Source organism: Nocardia sp. X0981 (assembly GCF_977089955.1).
The window spans coordinates 4,577,437-4,600,158 of record NZ_OZ372435.1 but is presented as its reverse complement, the minus strand read 5'-3'; the positions used below and the strand labels follow the sequence as shown (position 1 = coordinate 4,600,158).

Genomic DNA, 22,722 nt, shown 5'->3' with positions numbered 1-22,722 from the left:
TTCGATTCGCACCGGGGCCGCGGTCAATCCGTTGATCGGGTCCGTGGCAACCCATACGGCCGCGTCGAAAGGCATGACGCGGCGCAGGCGCTCCGACGTCACGGCGAACAAGCTCGTCGCGTCGGGCGCCGTATCGATGCCCGCACGGAGACTGCCTCCCGGAGCGGAGGTGGACGTATCCATAACCGCCATGCTTCCCGTGCGGAAGTATCCGGACAATCCCCCATTCGAGGGAGGCCCCCGGAACAACCCCCGATCGAGGGATCGGATCCCACCCGCCGACCGGCAAAGCTGGTCGGCACGCAGTCGCCGAGACGCGGCAGAAGGGAACGATCATGCGAATCGGAATAGTCGGCGCGGGAATGGCCACGGTGGCCCTCCTCGACGCGCTCGCCCGCTCGGGCACCGAAGTGGAAGAGATCACGGTATTCGAGAGTTCACCCGCCGTCTGGCGCGGGCGCGCATACCAGTGCGACCAGGAATCCGTACGAGTCAATGCCCCGCCGATGGCCATGACCGCCCGAGGCGGAGACCTGGATCATTACCTGCGTTGGTTGCAGGCACGCCCCGAACTCGCTGACTACCTCGATGAAGAACTCGATCTACCGATCGTCCCGCGAGCCGTCTACGGCCAGTATCTCGAACACACCGCACATACCGCTGTCGCCGGTCTGCGTGCGAAGGGATGCCGGGTGAGCGTGGTGAATTCCGAGGTCGACCGGTTCTCCCGAGACACCGGGGCCACCCTGCACACCGCCACCTGCGGCGCATTCCAGGTGGACCGCGCGGTGCTGTCCGTCGGGGGCGGGCAGCCGCACGACAGCTACGGACTGGCCGGCACGCCGGGGTATATCCGCGACCCGTACCCGCTGCGCCGGACGCTGGCCGAGATTCCCGCGGACCGGCACATCGCCGTCCTCGGCAGCGGACTGACCGCCGTCGATATCGTCACCGGGCTGCTTTCGAACGGACACACCGGCCCGATCACCCTGATGTCCCGAAGCGGTGTCCTGCCCGCCGTCCAGCAACGTCCCATCGAATACGTGCCGCGCTATCTGACACCCGACTACGCACTGCGACGAGTACACGAGAACCAGGGGCGGGCCACGCTCACCCTGCTGGTCGAGCTGATGAAACAGGAACTGGCCGTGCTGGGGCAAGATTTCCGGACACTGCGCGAAGAAGTCGCCGGCAACGACACCGAGGCGCCGGTGCCACGTTTGCGACGTCAACTGTCCTCCGTGACGGACCCGCATCAGGGCCGGCGACTACTCGGCCGGGCCATCCGGACTGTCGTACCGGCGATATGGCCGCTGTTACGCGAGCCGGACAAGACCCTGTTGCGCAGCACTCACCTCCGCACCATCAATTGTCTGAGTTCGCCCATGGTGCCGCTCAACGCGAAGATTCTGCTGCGCGCATTCGATTCCGGTCAGCTACGGCTGCGACCGGGTCTGCAGAAGATCCGGCCGCGCACCCACAGCGGATTCGCCCTGACCGATGACATCGAATGGACCGCCGACATGGTGGTCGATGCCATCAACCCGCCGCCCTACGCCGTGCCCCCGGCGGCCGGGAACCTGGTGCGTTCCCTTCTGAAGTCCACCTCCGCGCAATGGCATCCGTTCGGGGGCCTGGCCACCCAGCCCGGCACCGGCAGGCTTCTGGTCTCGGACCGGCCCAATCCCACCTGGTACGCACAGGGCAATATCGCGAGCACCTCGACATTCATCGCGACCGACCCCACCGGGCTCGCCCACGAGGCGACCCGGCTCGCCCGCCACCTCACCGCATCACACTGATCAGCCGTCCGGGCCGGGACCGGGGCGGGTTCCCGCTTCACCATTCGATGTGTCCGGCTCTCATCTGCCGATGGTGACCCGTCCCGGCGCGGTGACGCCGGCCGGTTGTGCTGCTTCGGTGGCGGCCCGGCCGGGGTGGTTCGTATCGCGTCCAGATATCTGCCCGACCGGTCGCCTCCGGTTGTTCCGGTCGATACCCACGACGAGGACGAACTCGCCGTTCCTGCCCGCAGCCACCCCGGCTTCGACGTCCTCGACGACCACTGTCCGGTTCGCGACGCTGCCCAGCCGGGACGCCGCTTCCCGGCGGACGGCCGGATCCGGCTTTCCCGGCAGACCGAGCTCGTCGGCATCCACCCCGTCCATATCGGAGATCACCGCGTCGTGCCGGTGGGCGGCGATCAGCGGCAGAACCGCCTCGGAAGACACGGTTTCAGTGTGAAGGGGTTACGGAGGGCCGGCCAGGAACGATCTCGAGAACTTCGTCGGGACCGCGCCGCGAGGTGCGCGGCGGAGGTGGTCCGAGCGGCCGGCCGACACGGACGAGCAGCTGCGGAAACCGGTTCCCGACGAGTTCGGTGATCTTCGCGCGGGCCGACGGCAGTTCTGTGACGTGGGTGAGTACACAGGTGGCCAGGCCCGCCACGGTGCACTCGAGCAGGACCGCCGAGAGCGCCTCGCCGCAGAGCAGCACCGATTCCGCGGTGTCGTCACGGCTGGACAGGGCCACGATCACCGCTTCGTCGCGCATATCCCCGGTACTGGCCGAACCCAGCGATCCCGGCGGGAAACAACGACTCGCCGGAACCTGCCCGGATATCTCCGGGGCGGGCAGCCGGGCCGCCGGAATACCCGCATCGCCGTGGGTACCGCCCCCGGTCCACCAGAGCAGCTCCGACTGATATCTCGGATCGTGCCGGCGCACCTGGGCGGTCGTGCGCGAGAGCCGGTCCAGTTCCGCCCGGCTGTCTTCGTCCACGACGTGGAAAGCGGTGTCCCGGCGGCGGCACAGGCTCTGGAGTACGGGCTCGAGTTCCGGCCAGGCTTCGGGAGCGGCCAGCGGTGTCCGGTCGCTGTACCGGTCGTCGATGGCGGCCGCGGACAACAGGTCGATCTCGAAGGGGTCGCGGCGGCCGGGGAACGAGAGCGTAGCCAGGTGGGCACGAACGGGTGGCTCCGGGAAGCGTGCGATATGTACCTTCCAGCCGGCCGCCGCCCATGCCACCCGGGCGTGATCGAGTAATCCGCCACAGGCGAGAACACCCTGCCGGTTCAAGGCGTCGGTGCCGGGCAGGATCCGCTCGGCATCGACGAACAAACCCAGCGTGGCCCCGTCCCAGCGCCAGCGCCACGGTTGGCTGTTGTGCAACGACGGCGCCCGGCACGCCCGCCGCAACACCGTGCGCACCGTTTCCGCATCGGGCCGCTCGTTCACACCGCCACCTCCTCTGTCAGCCTGGTGCCGGAGACGAGTGTGGGTTCGATACCGATCACCACACCGCGTTCGGAATCGCCCCAGGGGCCGAGCCGGCGCGCGTACTCGGCGGCGTTCTCGCCGGCCCCGATCACCCGCGCCGGACCGGTGATCAGCACCGACCAGCCCGTTCGCCGCACCGGGTCGATATCGTCGGCTTGATAGGCGACGATCACCGACCGGCCGGGCTCCCCCGGCATCAGCCCCGCGAACGGTCGCGTCCAGATGATGACCACCCCACCGGCGCCGATCAGATGATTCACCGGACGCACCGCGGGCAGCGCGTCGTCGGTGAAGACGATACGGCCGAAGGGTGCGGACGCGAGCAGGCGTAATGCCTCGGCGCGCTCTATCCGCACGATTCGCCGCGGGCCCGCACCGTAACTCGCGGGCAGTTCGGATCCGGTCATCGGATGTCACCGCTTTCTCGATCGGCGCCTGCCCCCTACAACACCACCTCGGACAGCGCGGAGACAGGGCCGAATGCCCTTGTGACGGTGCCCCAAGGACCTCTGCCCGAGCGGGACTCGTCCACGAGGCGGCGGCGGGCAGATCACCGATAGCTGGCCCTATGAGCTGCGACTACGGTGGCGATGGCGCTGGGCCGATGGAAGAATGTCGGCCATGGAACGCCAGGTGTCCGCGCGAGGCGATCGGCCACCGGTGACCGAGACGCTGTCCCAGTTACGGTTGCACGAACTGCTGGACGAGGTGCAGGACCGCATCGCCCAGATCGTCGATGTCCGCGATCGCATGGACCGCTTGATGGAGGCAATGCTGTCGGTCACGGCGGGTCTGGACCTCGACGAGACCCTCAGATCCATCGTCCACACCGCCATCGAACTGGTCGACGCCGGTTACGGGGCGCTCGGCGTGTGCGGGACCGACAGCTCGAACGGCGAGCTGGCCGAATTCGTCCACGAAGGTATCGACGACCCGACTCGGCTCCTGATCGGCCACCTCCCGAGAGGTCACGGCGTGCTGGGACTGCTCATCCAGCACCCCGAGCCGATCCGCCTGGCGAATATCTCGGATCATCCGGCGTCCGTGGGTTTTCCCGCCCACCATCCCCCCATGCACAGTTTCCTGGGAGTTCCGGTGCAGGTGCGGGGCGAGGTTTTCGGCAACCTCTATCTGACCGAGAAGATCGGAGCCCAGGAATTCACCGATGACGACGAGATCGTCGTCCGGGCCCTGGCCGCGGCCGCCGGGATCGCCATCGAGAACGCCCGCCTCTACGAGCGGTCCCGGATGCGCCAGCACTGGCTGGAGGCGACCCGGGATGTCGCCACCGAACTGCTCACCGGAGGCGAACCCGAGGAAATCCTGGATCTGGTGACCGATCGGGCCCGCACACTCACCGGCGCCGCCTGTACGTTCGTGGCCTTACCCGAGGATCCGGACCTCCCGGGTGAGGAGGTACGTGAGCTGACCATCGCCGCCGTCTCGGGTGAGCGAGCGCACGAGTTACGTGCCCGGCGGCTCCCCCTGCACGGTTCCCATTCGGGCCGGGCATTCCGGCACGGTCACACGGTCACCGTCGACCGGCTTTCCACCGATGTAGCGCCGACCGCATGTTTCGGGCCGGCGCTCGTCCTGCCGCTGCGCGCCGAGGACACCATCATCGGGGTCCTGGCCACCGTACAGCCCGCCGGAAGCGAGCCCCTCGATCCCGCTGTACAGGCCATGATGACCGTGATCGCCACTCAGGCGGCCCTCGCCTTCCGGCTTTCGCAGACCCAGCACCGGATGCGGGAGCTCGATGTGCTCGCCGACCGCGACCGGATCGCCCGCGACCTGCACGATCACGTTATTCAGCGCCTCTTCGCGCTGGGCCTGGGTCTGCAGGGCACCCTGCAACGCGCACGCGGCGACGAGGTGAGAGCGCGGCTCGGCGCGACCATCGAAGACCTGCAATCCATCATGCAGGAGATCCGGCACTCGATTTTCGACCTGCACAACACCACCGTCACCGAATCGGCCGGATACCGCAGACGTCTGCACGATATCGTCGCCGAACTGACAGCCGAGACCGATCTGCGGACCACCATCCGGCTCACCGGTCCGGTGACCGTACTCGCGCCGCCGCTGTCCGATGATCTGGAGGCCGTCTTACGCGAGGCGGTCAGCAATGTGGTCCGGCACGCCCACGCCACCGTGCTCTCCGTCGAACTGCGTATCGATGACGAGGTCGCGCTCGAGGTCGTCGACGACGGCGTGGGACTCGCACCGGAGAACGCCCGCCGTAGCGGGCTGGACAATATGGTTACGCGCGCCCGGCGCGCAGGCGGCCGATGCGAGCTCGGCCGCGGTCCCCATGGCGGTACCCGCCTGTACTGGAGCGCCCCGCTGCCCTGATATCCGAGACCGCCCGGCCACTGGATTCGGCTTTCGGGTCGTCACCGATGGGTCGGTCCAGGTTACGGTTTGCGGGCCAATGCGCAGGCGATGAGTTGTTCCCAGACGGTCGGCTCGCGATGTTCGGTACCGATCGTGGGCACCCCCTCGGCAGGTGGGCTCGGTCGCCACTGCGAACAGTACGCCAGGCCCGGGGGCAGTATTTCGAGGTCGTCCCCGAAAAGCTCGAGGATTTCGGTGTCGGTGCGCCAGCGCCCACGCCCGAAGGTCTCCTGGAGTTTCCGTTCGGCGGCCCGGGTTTCGGCGTTGTCGCCGGAACGGAAGTGGGAGATGTAGACCCGGCTGCCGGCGGGTAGCCGATCGACCCACCAGCGCACCAGCTCACGCGGCTTTTCGTCGTCGTTGATGTGGTGCAGGATCGCACTGAATATCAGGCCGATCGGCTCGTCGAATCCGATGAGGCGCCGCACGGCCGGTGCCTGCAGGATCTGCTCCGGCTCGCGCAGATCGGCCCGGACGACCGCGGTGTGGTCGTCGGTTTCGAGCAGGGCCCGGCCGTGGGCGAGGACGATCGGGTCGTTGTCCACATAGACCACGCGCGCGTCCGGATCGTGGCGCTGGGCCACCTGATGGACATTGTCGGCGGTGGGCAGTCCGCTACCGATATCGATGAACCGGCCGATGCCGTCGGCGGCGATACCGGCCACGGCGCGGATGAGCGCTTGCCGGTTGGCGTGGGCGATGCTCACCGAACCGGGCAGGTCATGAATGAAGTATTCGCCTATCCTGCGGTCGGACTCGTAGTTGTCCCGCCCACCGAGCAGATAGTCGTAGACACGGGCGATACTCGGCGTGGAGGGGTCCACCCCTGCGATCTCGTCGGCCACCTCGAAACCCCCTTCCGATCTCGGTGATACGGATCGTAGAGGATTCGGCACGGCCCGGCGGGCCGCTACCGGGAATTCACGGACAACGGCTGCGAGATGGGGGCCCTGTACGATCGACCTCCTGCCGCTCACCACCCGTCCCTCCGCGGTCGAACCGGTATCTCGATCCGGCCCGGCCGTCGCTCCCGGCTGACGTGGGAACCGCCGGAAGTGATTCGATCGACGGCTCCGGCCGGGCTCGATCCGGCTCACCGGTCACACGGAGCGGCTCGGTCCGGCGGCAGGGCGGCGGCATGGTGGTACCGGGTGGCGAGCCGTCGCAGATGCTCACGGAGTTCACCGGGGCTCTCGACGGTGAAGTCGAGGCCCAGCATGCCGATATAGGCGGCAATGGTCTGGAGGGTATCGGCGCCGGTCACCAGCACACTGGTGTGCTCGTCGAGGGCTTCGACGATCCCGACCGTGGGGTTGATGCGGTTCAAGACCTCCGCGGCGGGCGCGTCGATACGCAACCGCGCGTGCACATTCCAGCCGGATACCGCGATCTGCCGCATGGCGAACGCGGTGAAATCCCCGCCGGGGACGGGTACGGGCCGGAAACGACGACCGGTGCGCATCCGTGGGTGGAGACGGTCGGCACGGTAGACGTCCCAGCCGCCCGTCCGCGGGTCGCGGGCGACCAGATACCAGCGACGCTGCCAGGCGAGGAGGCGGTACGGTTCGGCCAGGCGCGGCTCACCGTCGTAATCGAACCGGAACCATTCGCCGGCCCGTACCGCGGTGGCGATCGCGCGCAGCACCTTCGCGTCGACTTCCGGATCCGGGGCGTCGGTGCCGGTGTTCTCCGGCGCGTGGTCGATCGCACGCGACAGGGCGTCGACGGTCGGGCGCAGCCGGGACGGCAGGACTTGTTCGAGCTTGGTCAGCGCTCGGCCCCCGGCGGCCTCGATTCCCGGTACGGCGGATACCGAGCGCAGCCCGATCGCCACTGCCACGGCCTCGTCGTCATCGAGCAGCAAGGGTGGTAGGCGACCGCCGGCGCCGAGCCGGTAACCCCCGTCCCGGCCATGGATCGCCTCGATCGGATAGTCCAGCGACCGCAGGCGTTCGATGTCGTTCCGAATCGTTCGCGAGGATACGCCCAGCCGCTCGGCGAGCTCTGTTCCCGACCATACCGGCCTGCTCTGCAACAGGCCCAGCAAGGTGAGCAGACGGGCCGCCGGATCCGGCACGAATTCCTCCCGATAATAGGAAATGATCTTTCCTATTATGCTATTACCGTCTCCGGTATGAACAGCACGACGCCGGACAGCATCCGCCCCTTCCACATCGAGATCCCGCAAGAAGCGCTCGACGATCTCGACCAGCGGCTCTCCCGAACCCGCCTCCCCCAGGCCGCCCCCGCGGACGATTGGACCACCGGCACCCCGAACCACTACCTGCGGCACGCGGTCGACCAGTGGCGGCGTTTCGACTGGCGCGCCTTCGAGAAGCAGCTCAACGAGCTGCCGCACCATCTCACCGAAATCGACGACCAGCCGATCCATTTCATCCACGTCACCTCGCCGCACCCGCAGGCGACACCGCTGCTGCTGGCCCACACCTACCCCGGCTCGTCGGCGGACTATCTCGACCTGATCGACCGGCTCGTCGACCCCGTGGCATACGGCGGCCGGGCCGAGGACGCGTTCCATATCGTCGCTCCCGACTCCCCCGGATTCGGGTTCTCCCAGCCGGTCCGCCATACCGGATGGGCCATACCTCGTATCGCCCGCGCCTACGACACCCTCATGCGCCGACTCGGTTACGACAGCTACGGTGTCCACGGCTCCGACCAGGGCGCCATGATCGCCCGCGAACTCGGGCTACTCGAACCGGCCGGCTTCCTCGGCCTGCATGTCCTGCAATTGTTCTCGTTCCCCTCCGGGGATCCCGCGGAGTTCGAGAAACTGGAACCCGCCGATTACGCCGGTCTCGAGCATATGCAGTGGTTCCAGAAAGTCGGCGGCTACAACGCCATGAACGCCGCCCGCCCGCAGACCATCGGAGCGGCCCTCAGCGATTCCCCCGTCGGCCTGCTCGCCTACAGCGAACTGTTCGAATCGTTCGGCAACGGTACTTCCCGAGTGCCGCTCGAGAAGATCCTCGCCGCGGTCGGTATCACCTGGTTCACCAACGCGGCGGCCGGTATGAGCCGCGCCTACTGGGAGAACGCGCAACTGCCCACCGAACCGCGTATCAACCACGCACCCACCGGAGTAGCCGTATTCGCCGACGATTTCCAAACCATCCGCGCTTTCGCCGAACGGGATAACGACAACATCGTCCACTGGAGTCGCTTCCCCGAAGGAGGGCATTTCGCCGCCCTCGAAGTGCCCGAGGTGCTCGCCGGTGATATCCGCGCGTTCTTCGCCGGCCGCCGCTGACCGCTTCTCTTCCCCTCCCCGCGTCCGGCCCGTCGCTCGTACTCCGCCGGGCCGGACGCGAAAAGGACTATCTCTCATGCCTTCAGACATCGCGGTCCCGCTCGCACGCCGACAACGCCTGCGCAATCAGTTGCTCGGCGGCTCGGAGCTCGAGCCCGCGGACGTCGTGGAACGGGCCGTGGCTTTCCAAGGTCAGGACCTGTCCGCCGTCGTGCGTGCCATCGCCCTCCGTTCTCGCCCCGGCACCGGTATCGCCGACGTCGTCCGAGCCTTCGACGAAGGACGGCTCGTCCGCTCGTGGCCGATGCGCGGCACGCTCTTCGCGACCACCCCCGCCTATCTGGCGACCCTGCTGCACTTCACCGCCGAACGCACCCACCGAGCGGCAGCCGGGCGCCGTGAGCAACTCGGGCTCGACGCCCACCTCATCGCTCGCGCACGGGATGTGCTGCACGAGGCGTTGATCGAACGCCCCCGAACCCGCGCGGAGATACTGGCGCTGTGGGAAGCCGCGGGTATCGGCACCACGGCGGGGCGCGGCTACCACCTGCTCGTACATCTCGCGGTGGACGGTTTCGCCCACTGGGGCCGGTTCACGGCGACACGCGAGGAACAACTGCTCGAACTGTCGACGACCCCGCCGCCGGCCGATCCCGGCAACGCGCTCACCGGTATCGTGCGCGCCTATATCGACACTCGCGGGCCTGTCACTCTCGCCGATCTCGCCTGGTGGACGAAACTGCCCAAAACCATACTGCGGCGCACGGCGGCCTCGATCGACGATCTCGTGGAGGTGACGGTGAACGGGACCCCCGCGTGGATCATCGACGCTCAGTCGCACGGCGACGGCGGGAAGGCTCCGGACCGAGTGTGCCTCGTTCCCGGCTTCGACGAGTGGATCCTCGGCTACACCGACCGCTCCCTCGTCGCGAGTCCGGCCGCGCTGCAAGCCCTCGTCCCGGGAGGAAACGGTGTGTTCCGGCCCGCGATCCTCGTCGACGGAATCGTCGTCGGCACCTGGAAAGCACCACGGGGCCCGAGCTCACGTGACACCACGGCGCCACTCCTCGTCGAAAGCCTCCCGCCCGAGGTCCACCGGGCCGTAGACGAGGCCATCGCCCTGTGGCCGTACCGCTGATACTTCCTTTCGACGCAGCACGGAGTGCGGGTATCCCGTTGGCGCACGCCGCAACCCACACCGGCCCGGTAACGATCGCTCACCCCCGGTTCCGGCCGGGCACGGCCCGCGGGGCGAGTCCGGTCAGCTGGGTGACGTGGCGGGGTTCCAGTTCCTTCAGGCAGGTCACCCCGAGCAGCCGCATGGTGCGTTCGATCTGCCCGGTCACTGCTTCCGTATCCAGGCCAGATCCTCGAAATTCACCTGCGGCGAGAACGCGGCGGCCGCTTCGGCGCGCAACGTGTCCACATCGCCCCGCGGCAGACCGGGCGTACGAGCCTGCACCAGTATGTTCCGCCCGAGATCGCCTCGACCGGACAGGTGGAGCGACCCGCGTGGCGCACCTGCCGGAGAAGGCCCGATCGATTGCCCACGAGCCGAGTCCGGCACCCGGGCAGCGCGGTGCCGATTGGGCGTCCGCCTGCCGCGTCCGATATACCGGTACGGACCGCGGAACCGGACCATCGCCTCGGCCCCGGAAAGTGAGCACGCCGAACGACAGGCTCATACCTGCCCGGACCGGCATTCGAGCGACGTACCGTGATCTCCGCCGCGGCGGTTCAGTCCTCGTCGTGGATCCGGAACTCCGGCGAGGTGCCGCTGATGGGGACACGCTCCCCGCTGAGCTGTACAGCGTCACCGAAGTACCGGATCCGGTAGGTGCCGGGGGTCGCGTCGGCGGGACTGTGCCAGCCGATGGTGACTCGCGAGCTCGAAGCGGGCCCCCGCGACCAGCTGAAGGTGGTCGCCCAGTCACCGTCGCCGGCGATCGTCCGCCAGCGCTCCCCGTCGCGCCGCTGCACCATGAGGTAGGTGCTGCCGCGGTGCAGATCATGATTGGGGTGCGCACCGGCGAATTCGACACTCACCCGCTCTCCGGCGCGATACGCCGGGTCCGGTTCGGTGAGCACATCACCGAAGTTCTTACCCACCGGTGGGAAGTCCGCCGGTGGGGTCGTTTCCGTGAATGGTTGCGCATCCGACAGATCGGGCGCCGCCGGGCCGGGCGGTACCGCGCTCTCGTCGTGCATCGCGGTCGCGAGCTGCGCCGCGATCTGCTGTAGGGCCGGCAGCTCCCACCGGCCGAACAGGGTGCTCGCGCCCTCGTAGTGTTGTGCGTCGTACTCCTCGGGAGTGGTGACGTAATGGATATAGGCGTTGCTGTATCCCGCGACCAGGACGTTGGCCGGCTCGACGCCGAGGACGGCCGCCACCGTGCGCCGCAACCGCAGACCGGCGGCGATCGTCACCTCGCCCGGAATGCCGAGCAGATACAGCTCACCGATGCGGATGAGTTGTACCGGAACGATCTCCTGCACGTACGGATGGAAACGATTGAGCAGTCCGCCCGGAGCGACGATCGCCTTGGGCGCCTGCGCGTCCCGCAGTGCGGGCGTGAACCGGTACGCCCACCGCGACAGCAGATCCCAGCCCGGATTACGGCCTTCGCGGAAGGTCTTCCAGTGGGTGGGTCCGTCGTAGCCCGCGCCGGCGAAGGCTGCCGCACCCCCGGCGGGCCTACCGGTGCGGTGCTCGCGCCCGTCTCCGGTGAACTCCGCGGAGACGGTCACCGCGGAGAGATCGACATGAACGAAGCGGTAGTCGATGATGCCCGCCATCCGGGGCACATACCCCGCGGCGAGTTTCGCCGCGGCCTCGTACTGTCGCAGGCCGAGGATCCGGGCGTTCTCGAACTCGTCGTCGGTCGGGCCGTGACCGGGCCTGCCGTCCAGGTTGGGCGACATATCACCGGCGTTGGTCTGCGCGAAGGCCGCGACGAAATCGGGATCCGGATCCGCCAGGTAGTCCACACCCTCGACCACACGCTCCCAGTGATAGGCCGCGTATCCCTTGTTGTCGCCACTGATCAACGTGTTTCCGCTGGTCAGCGACGTGCCGTGCACGGCGAACCAGTTGACGACGCCCACCGGTTCACCGTCGCGATCGATACGGAGCAGGGTCGTCTGCGGGTCGATGGCTTCGGGGAAGAAATCCTTGTCCTCCGGCGGATTGCGGTCGAAGGCGGCACGCGAACGGTTGACACTGGCCTCGCGCAGCTCGCCGTGTATCAGGCGCAGGGTGGCCGGGGCCAGATCCTCGTGCGCCCGTTCGACCGCCTCGACGATACCGTCGACGATCGCCGCGAAGGTTTTGGGCCGGAATCCGGTCGAGTTGTTGTACAGCCGGTGGTGCGAATAGCCGCCGGGACCGCAGTGGGTGTGGGTCGCGGTGAGCATCACATTGGATTCGGTGTAGGTGTCGCCGAAGCGCTGAGCCAGACGGCGCAGCACCTCCTGGGTGATACTGGAGAAGATCAGCGGCAGCTCGCTCACGACCAGCAGCACCCGTCGATCGACGAGCGGGTCCGCGAAGACGAAAGCGCGGGCACGCAGCCGGAGGTGTATCCCGGTGGTCTTCTGATCGGCCTTACCGTAGCCGAGCATGCCGACCTCGGCCGGTTCTCCGGTGATGTCGGCAATCCCACGTCCGACCAAATGGCGGTCGGACGCATAGTTCGTCTCCGGCATCGACCTCTTCTTCCGTCCTGTTGGGGCCGGCCCGCGGTAGCGGTCCGAATTCGTTGCACCGACAAACTAGCAAGAGCGAATTCGGGATTGCGCTGAGCTACCCCGGATTTCGCCACAGCATTACCGGATTTCGGCGCTGGAGCGCCTCGGTGTGCTACCCGGCCGCACTCAGTGTCATCAGATGCTCGAGTGTTTCGGCCGGGATCGCCCCGCCGAGGAATGCCGTGAACTGTTTCATCGGCATGGACTCGACCATCCGCAACATATCGGCGCTGCCGGCGGGGTCCGCGCCCTGCTCGGGAGACAGCCGCGCGCGCATCCCGCCCCGGAGCGCGGGGCCGGCGACAGGATGGGCGAACCACTCACCGACCGTGGAGTCGAGCGTCAGCGGGCGTGCGACATCGTTACCGGAGAGCGTGACAGCGGCCGAAGCGACGATGGTGTGCGCATCGGCGCCTATCTGAATGTCGTAGTCCCCCGCCGGCACGACCCACCGGCCGAGCTCGATGTCCCAGTAGGCGAACGAGCGGTCGTCGAGCGCGAATTCCACCGTGCGCGTCTCGCCGGGAGCGAGTTCGACCTTGTCGAATGCCCGCAGCTCCCGCAGCGGACGGCGCACCGGCCCGGCCGCGGTGGAGACGTAGACCTGTACGACATGCTTTCCCGCCCTGCCCCCGCCATTGGTCACTCGTACGCGCACGACGGCCGTATCGGGGCCGGTCGCCTCGACGTCGAGGCCCGCCGTCTCGAACGTTGTGTACGACAGCCCGTGCCCGAACGGGTACCGCACGGCGACATCGGCGGTCACGTAGTAGCGGTAGCCGACGAGCACACCTTCGCCGTAGCGGACGTGGCCTTGTTCGCCGGGAAAGTTCATCCAGCTCGGGTTGTCCTCGAGGCGCAGTGGGATCGTCTCGGCGAGATGCCCCGAAGGATTCACCACACCGAACAGCACATCTGCCAGCGCACCGCCGCCCGCCTGGCCGAGCAGCAAACCCTCGACGATCGCGTCGACCTCGTCGTGCCAGCCCTCCAGCGAAACCACACCCCCGTTCGACAACACGACAACCGTATGCGGCGCGGCCATCGCGACAGCGCGGATCAATTCGATCTGCGCGGCGGGCAGGGTGAGAGAATCGCGGTCGAAGCCCTCCGAGTCCTCGGTCGCGCCCGAGCCCGCGAATACGACCGCGATATCCGCGGCGCCCGCGACCCGGACCGCCTCGTCGCGCAACTCCTCGCCCCCGGCCTCGCCGGAGAGCACATACCCGGGCGCGTACTCCACCGCGACCTCACGTTCGGCGGCGAGCGCGCGGAGTTCGTCGAGGGCCACGTCGACGCGGGTGGCGGCGATATGTGAGCTGCCCCCGCCCTGGAACCGCGGGCAGGTGGCATACTCGCCGATCACCGCGACGCGCCGGTCCGCGGGCAGCGGGAGCACACCGCCGTCGTTCTTCAACAGCACGACGGATTCCGCCGCCACGCGCCGGGCCAGCGCGTGATGGCCGTCGATATCGATCTCCCCGTGCGGGGTCCGGGGCCGCTGGGTCAGGGCGAGTACCCGGCGCACGGCGGTGTCGACGGCGGTCTCCGGCAGGCGCCCCTCGCGTACCGCGGCGACGATTTCCGCGTCGGTGGCACCGCCGCTACCCGGCATCTCCAGATCCATTCCCGCGGCCACGCCGGCGACGCGGTCGCTCACCGCACCCCAGTCCGATACCACGGCACCCCTGTAACCCCAGTCTTCCCGCAGCACCTCGGTCAGCAGCCATCGATTGTGCGAGGCGTACACCCCGTTGATCCGGTTGTACGAGCACATCACCGTCGCCGGCGCCGCCTCTTTCACCACGCGTTCGAATGCCGGCAGGTAGATCTCTCGCAGGGTGCGCTCGTCGACCTCGGCGCTCACCCGCATCCGCTCGGTCTCCTGATTGTTCACGGCGAAATGCTTCACCGACGCCCCCGGGCCTTCCTGCTGCATTCCCGTGACATGCGCGGCCCCGAGCACCCCGGACAGCAGTGGGTCTTCGGAGTAGTACTCGAAGTTGCGACCGCCCAGCGGGGAACGCTTGATGTTCACCCCCGGACCGAGTACCACCGAGACTCCCAGCGCCCGTGCCTCCCGGCCCACCGCGGCGCCGATCCGCGCGGCGATACCGGTATCCCAGCTCGAGCCGACCGCGACAGCGAGCGGGAAGCATGTCGCGGGGTGGCTCGCGTGGATACCGAGATGATCCGGATCTCCGGTCTGCAGCCGGATACCGTGCGGGCCGTCCGTCAGCACGATCGACGGGATCCCCGCCTCCTCGATCGACTCGGTCGACCAGAAATCGCGCCCCGACAAAAGGGACGCCTTCTGCTCCAGCGACAACTCGGACGGCTCGATCGTCATCTGCGCTCCCTGGTGATGGAAGGAAATTCTGTTCAGCGACCGGTGAAGCTGCACTGCACGACGTCGAGTGGCCTGCCTTGCGGCGACCCCACTCGGCTCGGCGCCGCGCAGGGTGCCCGGCCACGCCTCCGGCTCATACCGCCGGACCGATGAGCGGACCCGTCGCCTGCCATCATGCTCTACCACGCGGGCGATATCCGCTCTTCTCGGCTATCGGAACATCTCGCACGACCCCACCGAGCGGCCCGGTTCGGCCGAAGTCTCTTTTTCGCACATGTATTCAGTAGGCTTGTCGGCATGGCACGGATCTGGTGGATGCTTGCGCGGGGCCCGAGCCTCGTGCAACTCACGTGGGTGGCCGTGCTGACCCTTACGATCGCGACGACAGCCGGGATGGACGCCTCGGCCGTCGGCACCGCGGTGGCGATCGTGGTCGTTCTCGCATTCGCCGGCCGGGGTACGGTCGCGCACGGGTATGCACCGGCGGAAACGGTCGGTGGCCCGCCGAGTGAGGAGAAGCGTCTGCGCGGCGCTTTCCGCCGGCAGAGCTTCCCGGACACCCCCGGCCGCCCGCGCCGTCCCCGAGCACCGGGACGGCCGCGGGCCACGGCGTAGTCCTCTTCGACACTGCGCCGGGCCGTTCTTCGCCGGCCTTTCCTCCCTACGCCGTAGCTGCTGTTCGGGTAGCTGGGCGTCAACCCTGTACGCACGTCGCGGGCGGCCGTGGCGTGCGGCGAAGAGGTGCTCACCATGCTCGACTTCATCTACTACCCCGTATCCGCGATCCTGTGGTTCTGGCACAAGGCCTTCGGGGCGCTGCTCGGCCCTGGCAGCGGTTTCGCCTGGGCACTGGCGGTCGTGTTCCTCGTCTTCACCCTCCGCCTCGTCCTCCTGAAACCGGCGATCTCCCAGATTCGCACCGCCCGTACGATGCAGGAGCTCGGCCCCCGGATCGCAGCCCTGCAGAAGGAGCACGCCGGTGACCGCCGGCAGCAAGCCGTCGAAATGCAGAAACTGCAACGGGAGCACGGGTTCCACCCGCTGATGGGATGTCTCCCCGTACTGGTACAGGCACCGGTGTTCCTCGGCCTGTTCCACGTGCTGCGGTCGTTCAACCGGACCGGCACCGGGTTCGGTCAACTCGGAATGAGCGCCGAGGCCAATGCTGGCACCCCCAACTACCTGTTCAGCGCCGCCGATGTGCAGTCCTTCCTCGGCGCCCGGCTGTTCGGCGCCCCCATTTCCGCAGCGATCACCACCCCGGAAAGCACACTGGCTTCCTTCGCCGCCTACGGTGGGGTTCCCGACGCCGCGGTGATCGCGGCAGTCGCCATCCCGCTGATGGTGATCGCAGCCCTGGCCACCCACTTCAACGCACGCGCCTCGATCGCCCGGCAGAGCCCCGACGCGGCGGCGAACCCCCAGTCGGCGATCATGAACAAGCTGATGCTCTGGCTCTTCCCCCTCGGTGTCCTCGCCGGAGGACCGATCCTGATGATCGCGATCCTTCTCTACTGGGTCAGCAACAATCTGTGGACCTACGCCCAGCAGCACTTCGTATTCGCCCACCTGGACCGGGAAAAAGCCACCGCACAGCGGGCGGCGGCCGAACACCGGACCGCCACCGCACCCAAGCCCGGAGCACGACCGGCCGGTCGGCCGAAACCGGCCCGGCACGCCCGGAATCGGAAGAGGTGAGAGACGAACCGTTCGATGCCGAAGGCACTCGACGTAACGCCCCGCGGCGCGTAGGAGAGCCGCGGGGCGTCGTTCTCGAACGACTACGAGCCGGTTCCGCCGGTCGCGGTCCGATGGCTGCGTGGATCCCGGAGCGACGACATCGCTTCCATGAGCGAGGAATGGATGGATTCCAACTCGGGCGTCGTGAACGATTCCCAGGACTGCTCATCGGTGCCGCCCGGCACGGAAACGGCTGCCTCCCCGCCGGTTCCGTCCGCACCGGGCGCGTCTCCTTCGTCCCAGGAACCGTTGTCCGGGTTGTGCTTGTACACCCACCACAGGTGACCGAACGGATCGGCGAACCGGGAGAGCACATCGCCCCAGAAATCCGTCGGCTCGGTGACGATCCGGGCGCCCCGAGCCGCAGCGCGTTCCAGGGTCGCGGCCGGATCGTGCACGTAGACGCGGACGAACGCCGGCGTATACGGCCAGCCGGGTTTCCACTCGGCGATCGTGAGTGTCAAATCACCGATCCGCAGCTCCGAATGCAGAACCAGCCCATCGGTATCGACTGTCCGCGCCTCCGCGACCTCGACCGCTCGATATCAGCGAGCGGACCCTCCGGCGCGATGTGCTCGGCCTCCAGGAGATCGGCTACCCGATCGTCACGACCCGCGGCGACGGTACTGGGCCTGCAGGAGATCGCGACCGGAAACCATCCCACCTCCGCCGAAGCCGCCATGAGCGCCATGGCCAAGATCGTCCAGGTCCTGCCCACCCGGATCCGCCGCCGGATCGACAGCTTGAGATCCGTGGCCTCGTTTCCGGGCGATGGTGCCCACCGGGCCGCCATCGACGATGTCACCACGCTCACGACACTCGCGCTCGCCTGCCGGGACGCCGATACCGTCTCGTTCTCCTACCACACCGCACCGGCGCGCGATTCGCCCCCGTCGCCTGCCCGCGGAGGACCCGGCGGAATACGTGCACAACCGGATCGGATCACTACCCTCCAGGTACCGGGTACACGCCACCATCGCAGCCCCCGCCGAAAGGGTACGAGCCGAAATCGTGCACTACGGCACCGTGAACGCCGTCGACGACAGGTCGTGCGAGGTCCGTATCGCCGCCGAATCGCTGGGCTGGGCGGCCTTTTGCCTCGCCGCGATCGGAGCACCGTTCACCGTGCACGGACCACCCGAAGCGATCGAGTTCATGAGAAGGTGGGGAGCCGCACTCCTGGCCGCCACCACCGACCGCGAGGACGAGGCGGTGGTCGACGAACACGGCGACCCCGGGCGGACCACGCCCCGGGCATAGACCGCAGTGGTGGACGCGCCGGCGAAGCACGACCTGTCACCGCCCCGGAGCCCGCCACCGACGGCGGTCGCGACTCGCCGTCAGCGCAGCCGGGCCGCGAGCCCGTCGAGAACGATGCCGAGCTGTCGTTCGAACCTCGGGTCGCCGTCGTCGCGGAGATGCCCTGCGGCCTTGACCAGTTCGGCGCCCGCACCGAGCCACGCGTCGCGTCCGGCGAGCGAGTACCGCGCGGGGTCGGCGCCGGCCGAGCGGCCGCGCTCCTGTTCCTCGATGACGAAACCGACCACGAAGGCGGTGACCAGATCGAGGGTGTCGTCCGCCTCGGCCAGCGAGAACCCGGCCGCGGTCAAGCACTCGAGCCACGGTTCTTTCGCCTTCACCACTTCGGGGTCGGCGATACGTGTACCGCTGAAGATACGCGCCCCGTCCCGGTGCAGCAGGTACTCCGACCGCAGAACGCGGGCGTAGGCGGCTACGGCCTCACGCCAGTCGCCGCTGCGCGGGATCACCGCGAGGGCGTCGGTGACGCGGCGCATGACGAATGTGGCCATCTCGTCGAGCAGTTCCTGTTTGTTGCGGACGTGCCAGTACAGGGCGGGGGCCTTCACCTCGAGCCGGGATGCGAGGGCACGGACGGTGAGGGCGTCCATGCCCTGTTCGTCGAGCAGTTCGAGTGCCGCCGCCACGATCTGCTCCCGGGTGATTCCCTTGGCCACGGTTGACACCTTAACAAAGTTCAGGGACAGTGGTCGGCAGCGGAATTTAACTTAGTTAAGGAGTGCGCCATGCGTGCTGCAGTCGTCCCCACCCCCGGCACCACCCCCGTCTGCGCGAACTTCCCGGATCCCGAACAGCGGTCCGGCCGGGCGCCACTGAGACTCGTGGGCGCGGGTCTGCACCACGTCGTCCGCGGGATGGCCTCCGGTCGCCATTACGGCAGCGGCCGGGTATATCCCCTCATCCCGGGCGTCGACGCGGTGGCCCGGAGCGGAGACGGGCGGCTGGTCTACACGGGCTTCACCCGGGCGCCGTGGGGAACCATGGCGGAATGGCTGGTCACCCCATTCGAAAAGGACCTGCCCGCCGGGGCCGATCCCCTCGCGGTCGCCGCCGGTATGAATCCCGCTCTCTCGGGCTGGATGCCGCTGGTCGCCCGGCGTGAGGAGGCAGGCGGACTCGATACCGTGCTGGTGCTCGGCGCGACCGGTATGTCGGGCGGCCTGGCGGTGCGGGCAGCGCTGTCCCTCGGGGCGAAACAGGTGGTCGCGGTCGGGCGCGACCGCGCCGCACTGGAGCAGCTGCGCGGCCCCGGCGTGGTCACCGTCGCACTCGCACCCGACGCACCCGACGCCTGGGTGGCCGCCCTCGCCGCGGCCGTCGCCGATACGCAACCCACCCTCGTCCTCGACTACGTGTGGGGCCCCGTCGCCGAAGCCACCTTCGCGGCATGGGGAAAGGCCGGCCCGGACGAGGACAACGTAACGCTCGACTACGTGCAGATCGGCTCGCTCGCCGGAGCCGAGGCGGCACTGCCCGCGGCACTACTGCGCAGCCGACGGATCCGGGTCAGCGGTAGTGGCAAGGGTTCGGTCTCGAAGGAGCAGATGATCGCCGAGCTTCCCGGCATCCTCGCCCGGTTCGCCGACGGCACCTTCGCCGCGCCGTACACCGTGTACCCGCTCAGCCGCGTCGGCGAAGCCTGGGCGCACCAGGGACGAACGCGAGCCGTCGTCGTCCCGGACTGACCGGGCTCGACTCGGGCGAAAGGAAGCCGGCCTCACGCGCGAACGCGCATCGGTCGCCGGAGTCGCCGGCCTTGCCGCAGTGATCGGGCCGCGGCAAGGCACCCCGGTAGCCGGACCCGCCATATCGACGCACCCGACCGGTTCGGCGAGGCATTCGACGAGGCCGCCCAGCGCTCCCGGGCCCCGATACGGGCATCGCGCGGCCCGCCGGTCACAGCACCTGCTCCGGCGTCGGTACCGGCGCCTCGGGTGCGGCGATCCGGCGGGTGAACGTGCCGTGGAAACCCCAGGGAATATGGTGATCGAGCCAGGCGGTGGCCAGCGGGCCCCGCTCGAGGTCTCGGGCATCGAAGACCACGAGTTGGGACCGGTCCTCGTCCAAGTGGTGGTTCAAGGCCAGCAGCCAGCCGTCGTCCTCGGCGGCGTCACGGCTTCGCGGGACGAACAGCGGTTCGCCGACCGAGCTGGGGCCGAGATCGCAGCCGGTCGTCTCGCCGGTCTCGGTGTCGACCTTGACCACGGAGTTGAACAGCCGCGCCGGTCCCCCTTTCCCGGCGAAGTAGGTGTAGCGGTGCCTGCGGGTGCCGCGGCGCCAGTCGAATTGCGGGAATTCACCGGATCGGTCCGATACCTGGTGCTCGATGATGCGGCCGGCCCCGGTGATCCGGTACTGCACGAGCGTGGAGTCCGGGTACTCGGGAATTCCGAGGTCGGTTCGATTGACCGTCCCGGTCATGTGCCGCAGCTTGTCCCAATCGGTTTCCAGGCGCGGAAGTTCGACGACGACATCGTCTCCGTCGTCGTAGGCGTTGGTGAAGTGGACGTGCAGGAGCGCTTCGTGCTCCACGATGCGGACGGGGCCGCCGTTCCTCGGCACCAGCACGAACCGGGTTCCCTTGTGACGCTTGAATTCCAGCGAGTCGACGAACGATGTGGTGGACAGCGCGATCTTGGTGATATCGGGCATGATCGGGTCCAGCACGAACACCATGTACTTCCGGGTCAACGCGAAGTCGTGGTTCCACGGCAGATCGAGCATCGGGACGGTGGCGAGTTTCGTCAGCCGCCCGGAGCGGTTCACCCGAAACGTGCGGATCCGCGGTGTCGGGAGGAGATCGAGGCCGAAATTGTACATATCGCCGGTGACAGGGTCCCATTTCGGGTGCGCCGAGAAGGCCCCCAGATAGCCGAGGCGGCCGCCGAAGTCGGTGGTCCCGAGCGTGTCGAGGGTTTCGGGATCGATGCGGTACGGATTGCCGAGTTCCCACAGCGCGAGTAGTTCGCCTGCGCAGTTGACGATGTTCGTGTTCGCCACGTTCTCCGGCAGGCGCCCGACGTTCGCCCAGAAACCACCCGGAATCTGATCCCCGACCCCGCGGAACCGGATGGCGCTCGACCGTAGGCCGTGCTCGAAGTGCCGGGTGCGCACGTATCGATTGCGGAACCGCACCGAGCTGCCGTCGAGGATGAACTGCGAGATCATGCCGTCGCCGTCGAAGATGTTGTGCAGCAGCGTACGTCCGACCTGATATTTGCCGGGGCCGATGCGGTAGAGCGTTCCGGTCAGCTCGCGCGGAAGAGCGCCGTCGAGCTGCGGGACGCGGTAGTCGTGTTCGTCGAGAAGAGGAGCGGTGACCTGCTGATAGGGCGCCGAGCTCCGGCCGGGAGGGGACGTGGTCATCGCGATTCTCCTTCGAACCAAATTCCGATAACACCCGTATTCTGAATACGTTCGTTATCAGACGATAGAAGGCGGCTACACTCCCGTCAATGACCGAGTCCCGGACCTACGGCGGCATCAGCGCCGCGGAACGCAGCTCGAGCCGCCGAGACCGGCTGCTCGCCGCCGCGACCGCGCTCTGGGGAGACTCGGGTATCGCTTCGGTCACCGTGCGGGGAGTATGCAAGGAGGCCCGGCTCACCCCGCGCTACTTCTACGAACACTTCGCCAATCGCGAGGAGATCCTGGTCGCCGTCGCGGAGGAGGTCCGCGACACACTGCTGGCAGCGATGGTGCGCGCCGGGCTCTCGAGCACCGGGCCGGCGGAAATGCGGTTGCGGGCCGCACTCGAGGCATTCTTCGAAACCGTCGCCGAGGACCCACGCCTTCACCGGATCATCGCCGGCAACCTCGATGACGTGAGCGCACTCGCACAGCGGCGTCACGACGTGATCGGCACCGTGGCCGGGCTGGTCGTCGACTACGCACCGGCAGCCCTCGGATTCACCCCTGATCCGGGCTTCCTCCAGCGCGCGAGCCTGTTCATCACCGGTGGGGTCAATCAGATCATCGAAGGATGGCTCTCCGGGGCCATCACCATGACCGCCGCCGAACTCGCCGCCGACTGCGCTCGCATGTGTATCAACGTATTGCAACCGCCGGACCAGCAACCGACCGCAGCCGGCGAACGAACCAGCGGATAAGGGCGCGCCGGAGCCGCCACGAACAGTTCCCGGGACGAGAACACGCACTCGCGACCGATTCCACCGGGTTCGGCACCAGCGGAGGGCGCGACCGTGTCGGGGGCGTAGCCGCCGGCGAAATCGTTACCGGCGGGAGAGGAATCACCCGAAGCGGGCGATCAGGGCCCACCGGTGCAGCTCCTATCGCGTCTCCATATCACCAACCAGCAGACGAATACGATGCTCATCCTGGCAGGAACAGAGGGCACACCCGTCGTATGCGGTGGCGAGGGAACCTTCGGTGCCATGGGATGGCGATTGGGTGGTGACGCCGATGCGGACTCGGCCGTCGTCATACCCGACCTCGGCAACAACGACCTCGCCCTCGCACCCTCGAGGTCCCTGTACACACTCGCGCTCGAGGACAACACAGGAGACCCTACTCAGCAGTGGCGCTTCGTTCGCCTGTGAACTCACCGACGAGATCCGGCGCCCCCGGAGAAAACCTTCGGCTCCACCACGACTCGCAC

Annotated in this window: 21 protein-coding genes; 10 read left to right on the top strand and 11 right to left on the bottom strand. The window is 68.0% G+C overall.

Going from position 1 to position 22,722, the window contains the following annotated elements; all coding sequences use genetic code 11:
• Positions 1–335: 335 nt before the first annotated feature.
• The gene (locus ACYR7D_RS20225) at positions 336–1,802 is read left to right on the top strand and encodes an FAD/NAD(P)-binding protein (RefSeq protein WP_459546098.1); all 1,467 of its coding nucleotides are present in this window, start codon (positions 336–338) and stop codon (positions 1,800–1,802) included.
• 60 nt (positions 1,803–1,862) lie between these two features.
• Here the strand turns inward: ACYR7D_RS20225 and ACYR7D_RS20220 are convergent, their stop codons facing one another.
• From ACYR7D_RS20220 to ACYR7D_RS20210, 3 genes are read right to left on the bottom strand one after another with little or no spacing between them, the layout of a single operon-like run.
• The gene (locus tag ACYR7D_RS20220) at positions 1,863–2,231 is read right to left on the bottom strand and encodes a hypothetical protein (protein ID WP_459546097.1); all 369 of its coding nucleotides are present in this window, start codon (positions 2,229–2,231) and stop codon (positions 1,863–1,865) included.
• A 4-nt stretch (positions 2,232–2,235) separates the two neighbouring features.
• A complete protein-coding gene (locus ACYR7D_RS20215) occupies positions 2,236–3,237 on the bottom strand; it encodes an Acg family FMN-binding oxidoreductase (RefSeq protein ID WP_459546096.1) in 1,002 nt (333 codons plus the stop codon).
• Positions 3,234–3,686, bottom strand: a complete 453-nt coding sequence (locus ACYR7D_RS20210; protein WP_459546095.1) for a pyridoxamine 5'-phosphate oxidase family protein — start codon at positions 3,684–3,686, stop codon at positions 3,234–3,236. Before ACYR7D_RS20210 ends, ACYR7D_RS20215 begins: the two co-directional genes overlap by 4 nt.
• A 214-nt stretch (positions 3,687–3,900) precedes the next feature.
• Here ACYR7D_RS20210 and ACYR7D_RS20205 point away from each other — a divergent pair, with 214 nt between their 5' ends.
• Entirely contained in the window at positions 3,901–5,634 is a 1,734-nt protein-coding gene (locus ACYR7D_RS20205; protein WP_459546094.1) for a sensor histidine kinase, read from the top strand.
• A 62-nt stretch (positions 5,635–5,696) separates the two neighbouring features.
• Here the strand turns inward: ACYR7D_RS20205 and ACYR7D_RS20200 are convergent, their stop codons facing one another.
• Together ACYR7D_RS20200 and ACYR7D_RS20195 are read right to left on the bottom strand one after the other, a co-directional pair.
• Complete coding sequence (locus ACYR7D_RS20200) at positions 5,697–6,521, bottom strand: SAM-dependent methyltransferase (RefSeq protein WP_459546093.1); 825 nt, start codon at positions 6,519–6,521, stop codon at positions 5,697–5,699.
• A gap of 248 nt (positions 6,522–6,769) precedes the next feature.
• Positions 6,770–7,753 carry a helix-turn-helix transcriptional regulator gene (locus ACYR7D_RS20195; RefSeq protein ID WP_459546092.1) on the bottom strand — a complete coding sequence of 328 codons (984 nt, stop codon included), beginning with the start codon at positions 7,751–7,753 and terminating at the stop codon, positions 6,770–6,772.
• 57 nt (positions 7,754–7,810) lie between these two features.
• Between ACYR7D_RS20195 and ACYR7D_RS20190 the strand changes: the two genes are divergently transcribed.
• Both ACYR7D_RS20190 and ACYR7D_RS20185 read left to right on the top strand, forming a co-directional pair.
• The gene (locus ACYR7D_RS20190; RefSeq protein ID WP_459546091.1) at positions 7,811–8,947 is read left to right on the top strand and encodes an epoxide hydrolase family protein; all 1,137 of its coding nucleotides are present in this window, start codon (positions 7,811–7,813) and stop codon (positions 8,945–8,947) included.
• 76 nt (positions 8,948–9,023) lie between these two features.
• The gene (locus ACYR7D_RS20185; protein WP_459546090.1) at positions 9,024–10,085 is read left to right on the top strand and encodes a winged helix DNA-binding domain-containing protein; all 1,062 of its coding nucleotides are present in this window, start codon (positions 9,024–9,026) and stop codon (positions 10,083–10,085) included.
• Positions 10,086–10,164: 79 nt separating this feature from the next.
• Here ACYR7D_RS20185 and ACYR7D_RS20180 read toward each other — a convergent pair whose 3' ends face one another.
• From ACYR7D_RS20180 to ACYR7D_RS20170, 3 genes are all read right to left on the bottom strand, one after another.
• Positions 10,165–10,293, bottom strand: a complete 129-nt coding sequence (locus ACYR7D_RS20180) for a hypothetical protein (protein ID WP_459546089.1) — start codon at positions 10,291–10,293, stop codon at positions 10,165–10,167.
• Between the two features lie 391 nt (positions 10,294–10,684).
• Positions 10,685–12,652: a neutral/alkaline ceramidase gene (locus ACYR7D_RS20175; protein WP_459546088.1), complete on the bottom strand. Its 1,968-nt coding sequence runs from the start codon at positions 12,650–12,652 to the stop codon at positions 10,685–10,687.
• 154 nt (positions 12,653–12,806) lie between these two features.
• Positions 12,807–15,044 carry a beta-glucosidase gene (locus ACYR7D_RS20170; protein WP_459546087.1) on the bottom strand — a complete coding sequence of 746 codons (2,238 nt, stop codon included), beginning with the start codon at positions 15,042–15,044 and terminating at the stop codon, positions 12,807–12,809.
• A 297-nt stretch (positions 15,045–15,341) separates the two neighbouring features.
• Here ACYR7D_RS20170 and ACYR7D_RS20165 point away from each other — a divergent pair, with 297 nt between their 5' ends.
• A complete protein-coding gene (locus ACYR7D_RS20165; protein ID WP_459546086.1) occupies positions 15,342–15,659 on the top strand; it encodes a DUF6412 domain-containing protein in 318 nt (105 codons plus the stop codon).
• A 135-nt stretch (positions 15,660–15,794) separates the two neighbouring features.
• The gene (gene yidC, locus ACYR7D_RS20160) at positions 15,795–16,742 is read left to right on the top strand and encodes a membrane protein insertase YidC (RefSeq protein ID WP_459546085.1); all 948 of its coding nucleotides are present in this window, start codon (positions 15,795–15,797) and stop codon (positions 16,740–16,742) included.
• 83 nt (positions 16,743–16,825) lie between these two features.
• On the opposite strand, the gene ACYR7D_RS20155 is transcribed toward yidC, so the two are convergent.
• A complete protein-coding gene (locus ACYR7D_RS20155; protein WP_459546084.1) occupies positions 16,826–17,248 on the bottom strand; it encodes a VOC family protein in 423 nt (140 codons plus the stop codon).
• A gap of 307 nt (positions 17,249–17,555) precedes the next feature.
• Between ACYR7D_RS20155 and ACYR7D_RS20150 the strand changes: the two genes are divergently transcribed.
• Positions 17,556–18,044: a WYL domain-containing protein gene (locus ACYR7D_RS20150; RefSeq protein WP_459546083.1), complete on the top strand. Its 489-nt coding sequence runs from the start codon at positions 17,556–17,558 to the stop codon at positions 18,042–18,044.
• An 80-nt stretch (positions 18,045–18,124) separates the two neighbouring features.
• Here ACYR7D_RS20150 and ACYR7D_RS20145 read toward each other — a convergent pair whose 3' ends face one another.
• Positions 18,125–18,760, bottom strand: a complete 636-nt coding sequence (locus ACYR7D_RS20145) for a TetR/AcrR family transcriptional regulator C-terminal domain-containing protein (RefSeq protein WP_459546082.1) — start codon at positions 18,758–18,760, stop codon at positions 18,125–18,127.
• Between the two features lie 69 nt (positions 18,761–18,829).
• On the opposite strand from ACYR7D_RS20145, the gene ACYR7D_RS20140 reads away from it, so the two are divergent.
• Positions 18,830–19,789, top strand: coding sequence for a zinc-binding alcohol dehydrogenase family protein (locus tag ACYR7D_RS20140; RefSeq protein WP_459546081.1), 960 nt, complete (start codon positions 18,830–18,832; stop codon positions 19,787–19,789).
• 211 nt (positions 19,790–20,000) lie between these two features.
• Here the strand turns inward: ACYR7D_RS20140 and ACYR7D_RS20135 are convergent, their stop codons facing one another.
• Entirely contained in the window at positions 20,001–21,470 is a 1,470-nt protein-coding gene (locus ACYR7D_RS20135) for a carotenoid oxygenase family protein (RefSeq protein WP_459546080.1), read from the bottom strand.
• Positions 21,471–21,559: 89 nt separating this feature from the next.
• Here ACYR7D_RS20135 and ACYR7D_RS20130 point away from each other — a divergent pair, with 89 nt between their 5' ends.
• On the top strand, positions 21,560–22,213 hold the full coding sequence (locus ACYR7D_RS20130) for a TetR/AcrR family transcriptional regulator (RefSeq protein ID WP_459546079.1): 654 nt from the start codon (positions 21,560–21,562) through the stop codon (positions 22,211–22,213).
• Positions 22,214–22,384: 171 nt separating this feature from the next.
• Positions 22,385–22,663, top strand: coding sequence for a hypothetical protein (locus tag ACYR7D_RS20125; protein ID WP_459546078.1), 279 nt, complete (start codon positions 22,385–22,387; stop codon positions 22,661–22,663).
• Positions 22,664–22,722: the final 59 nt, after the last annotated feature.

Coding starts and splice junctions, on each gene's coding strand:
- ACYR7D_RS20205 (WP_459546094.1), top strand. CDS start 3,901: ATGGAACGCCAGGTGTCCGCGCGAGGCGATCGGCCACCGGTGACCGAG.
- ACYR7D_RS20210 (WP_459546095.1), bottom strand. CDS start 3,686: ATGACCGGATCCGAACTGCCCGCGAGTTACGGTGCGGGCCCGCGGCGA.
- yidC (WP_459546085.1), top strand. CDS start 15,795: ATGCTCGACTTCATCTACTACCCCGTATCCGCGATCCTGTGGTTCTGG.
- ACYR7D_RS20130 (WP_459546079.1), top strand. CDS start 21,560: ATGACCGAGTCCCGGACCTACGGCGGCATCAGCGCCGCGGAACGCAGC.
- ACYR7D_RS20190 (WP_459546091.1), top strand. CDS start 7,811: ATGAACAGCACGACGCCGGACAGCATCCGCCCCTTCCACATCGAGATC.
- ACYR7D_RS20185 (WP_459546090.1), top strand. CDS start 9,024: ATGCCTTCAGACATCGCGGTCCCGCTCGCACGCCGACAACGCCTGCGC.
- ACYR7D_RS20135 (WP_459546080.1), bottom strand. CDS start 21,470: ATGACCACGTCCCCTCCCGGCCGGAGCTCGGCGCCCTATCAGCAGGTC.
- ACYR7D_RS20165 (WP_459546086.1), top strand. CDS start 15,342: ATGGCACGGATCTGGTGGATGCTTGCGCGGGGCCCGAGCCTCGTGCAA.
- ACYR7D_RS20175 (WP_459546088.1), bottom strand. CDS start 12,652: ATGCCGGAGACGAACTATGCGTCCGACCGCCATTTGGTCGGACGTGGG.
- ACYR7D_RS20140 (WP_459546081.1), top strand. CDS start 18,830: ATGCGTGCTGCAGTCGTCCCCACCCCCGGCACCACCCCCGTCTGCGCG.
- ACYR7D_RS20170 (WP_459546087.1), bottom strand. CDS start 15,044: ATGACGATCGAGCCGTCCGAGTTGTCGCTGGAGCAGAAGGCGTCCCTT.
- ACYR7D_RS20225 (WP_459546098.1), top strand. CDS start 336: ATGCGAATCGGAATAGTCGGCGCGGGAATGGCCACGGTGGCCCTCCTC.
- ACYR7D_RS20150 (WP_459546083.1), top strand. CDS start 17,556: ATGGTGCCCACCGGGCCGCCATCGACGATGTCACCACGCTCACGACAC.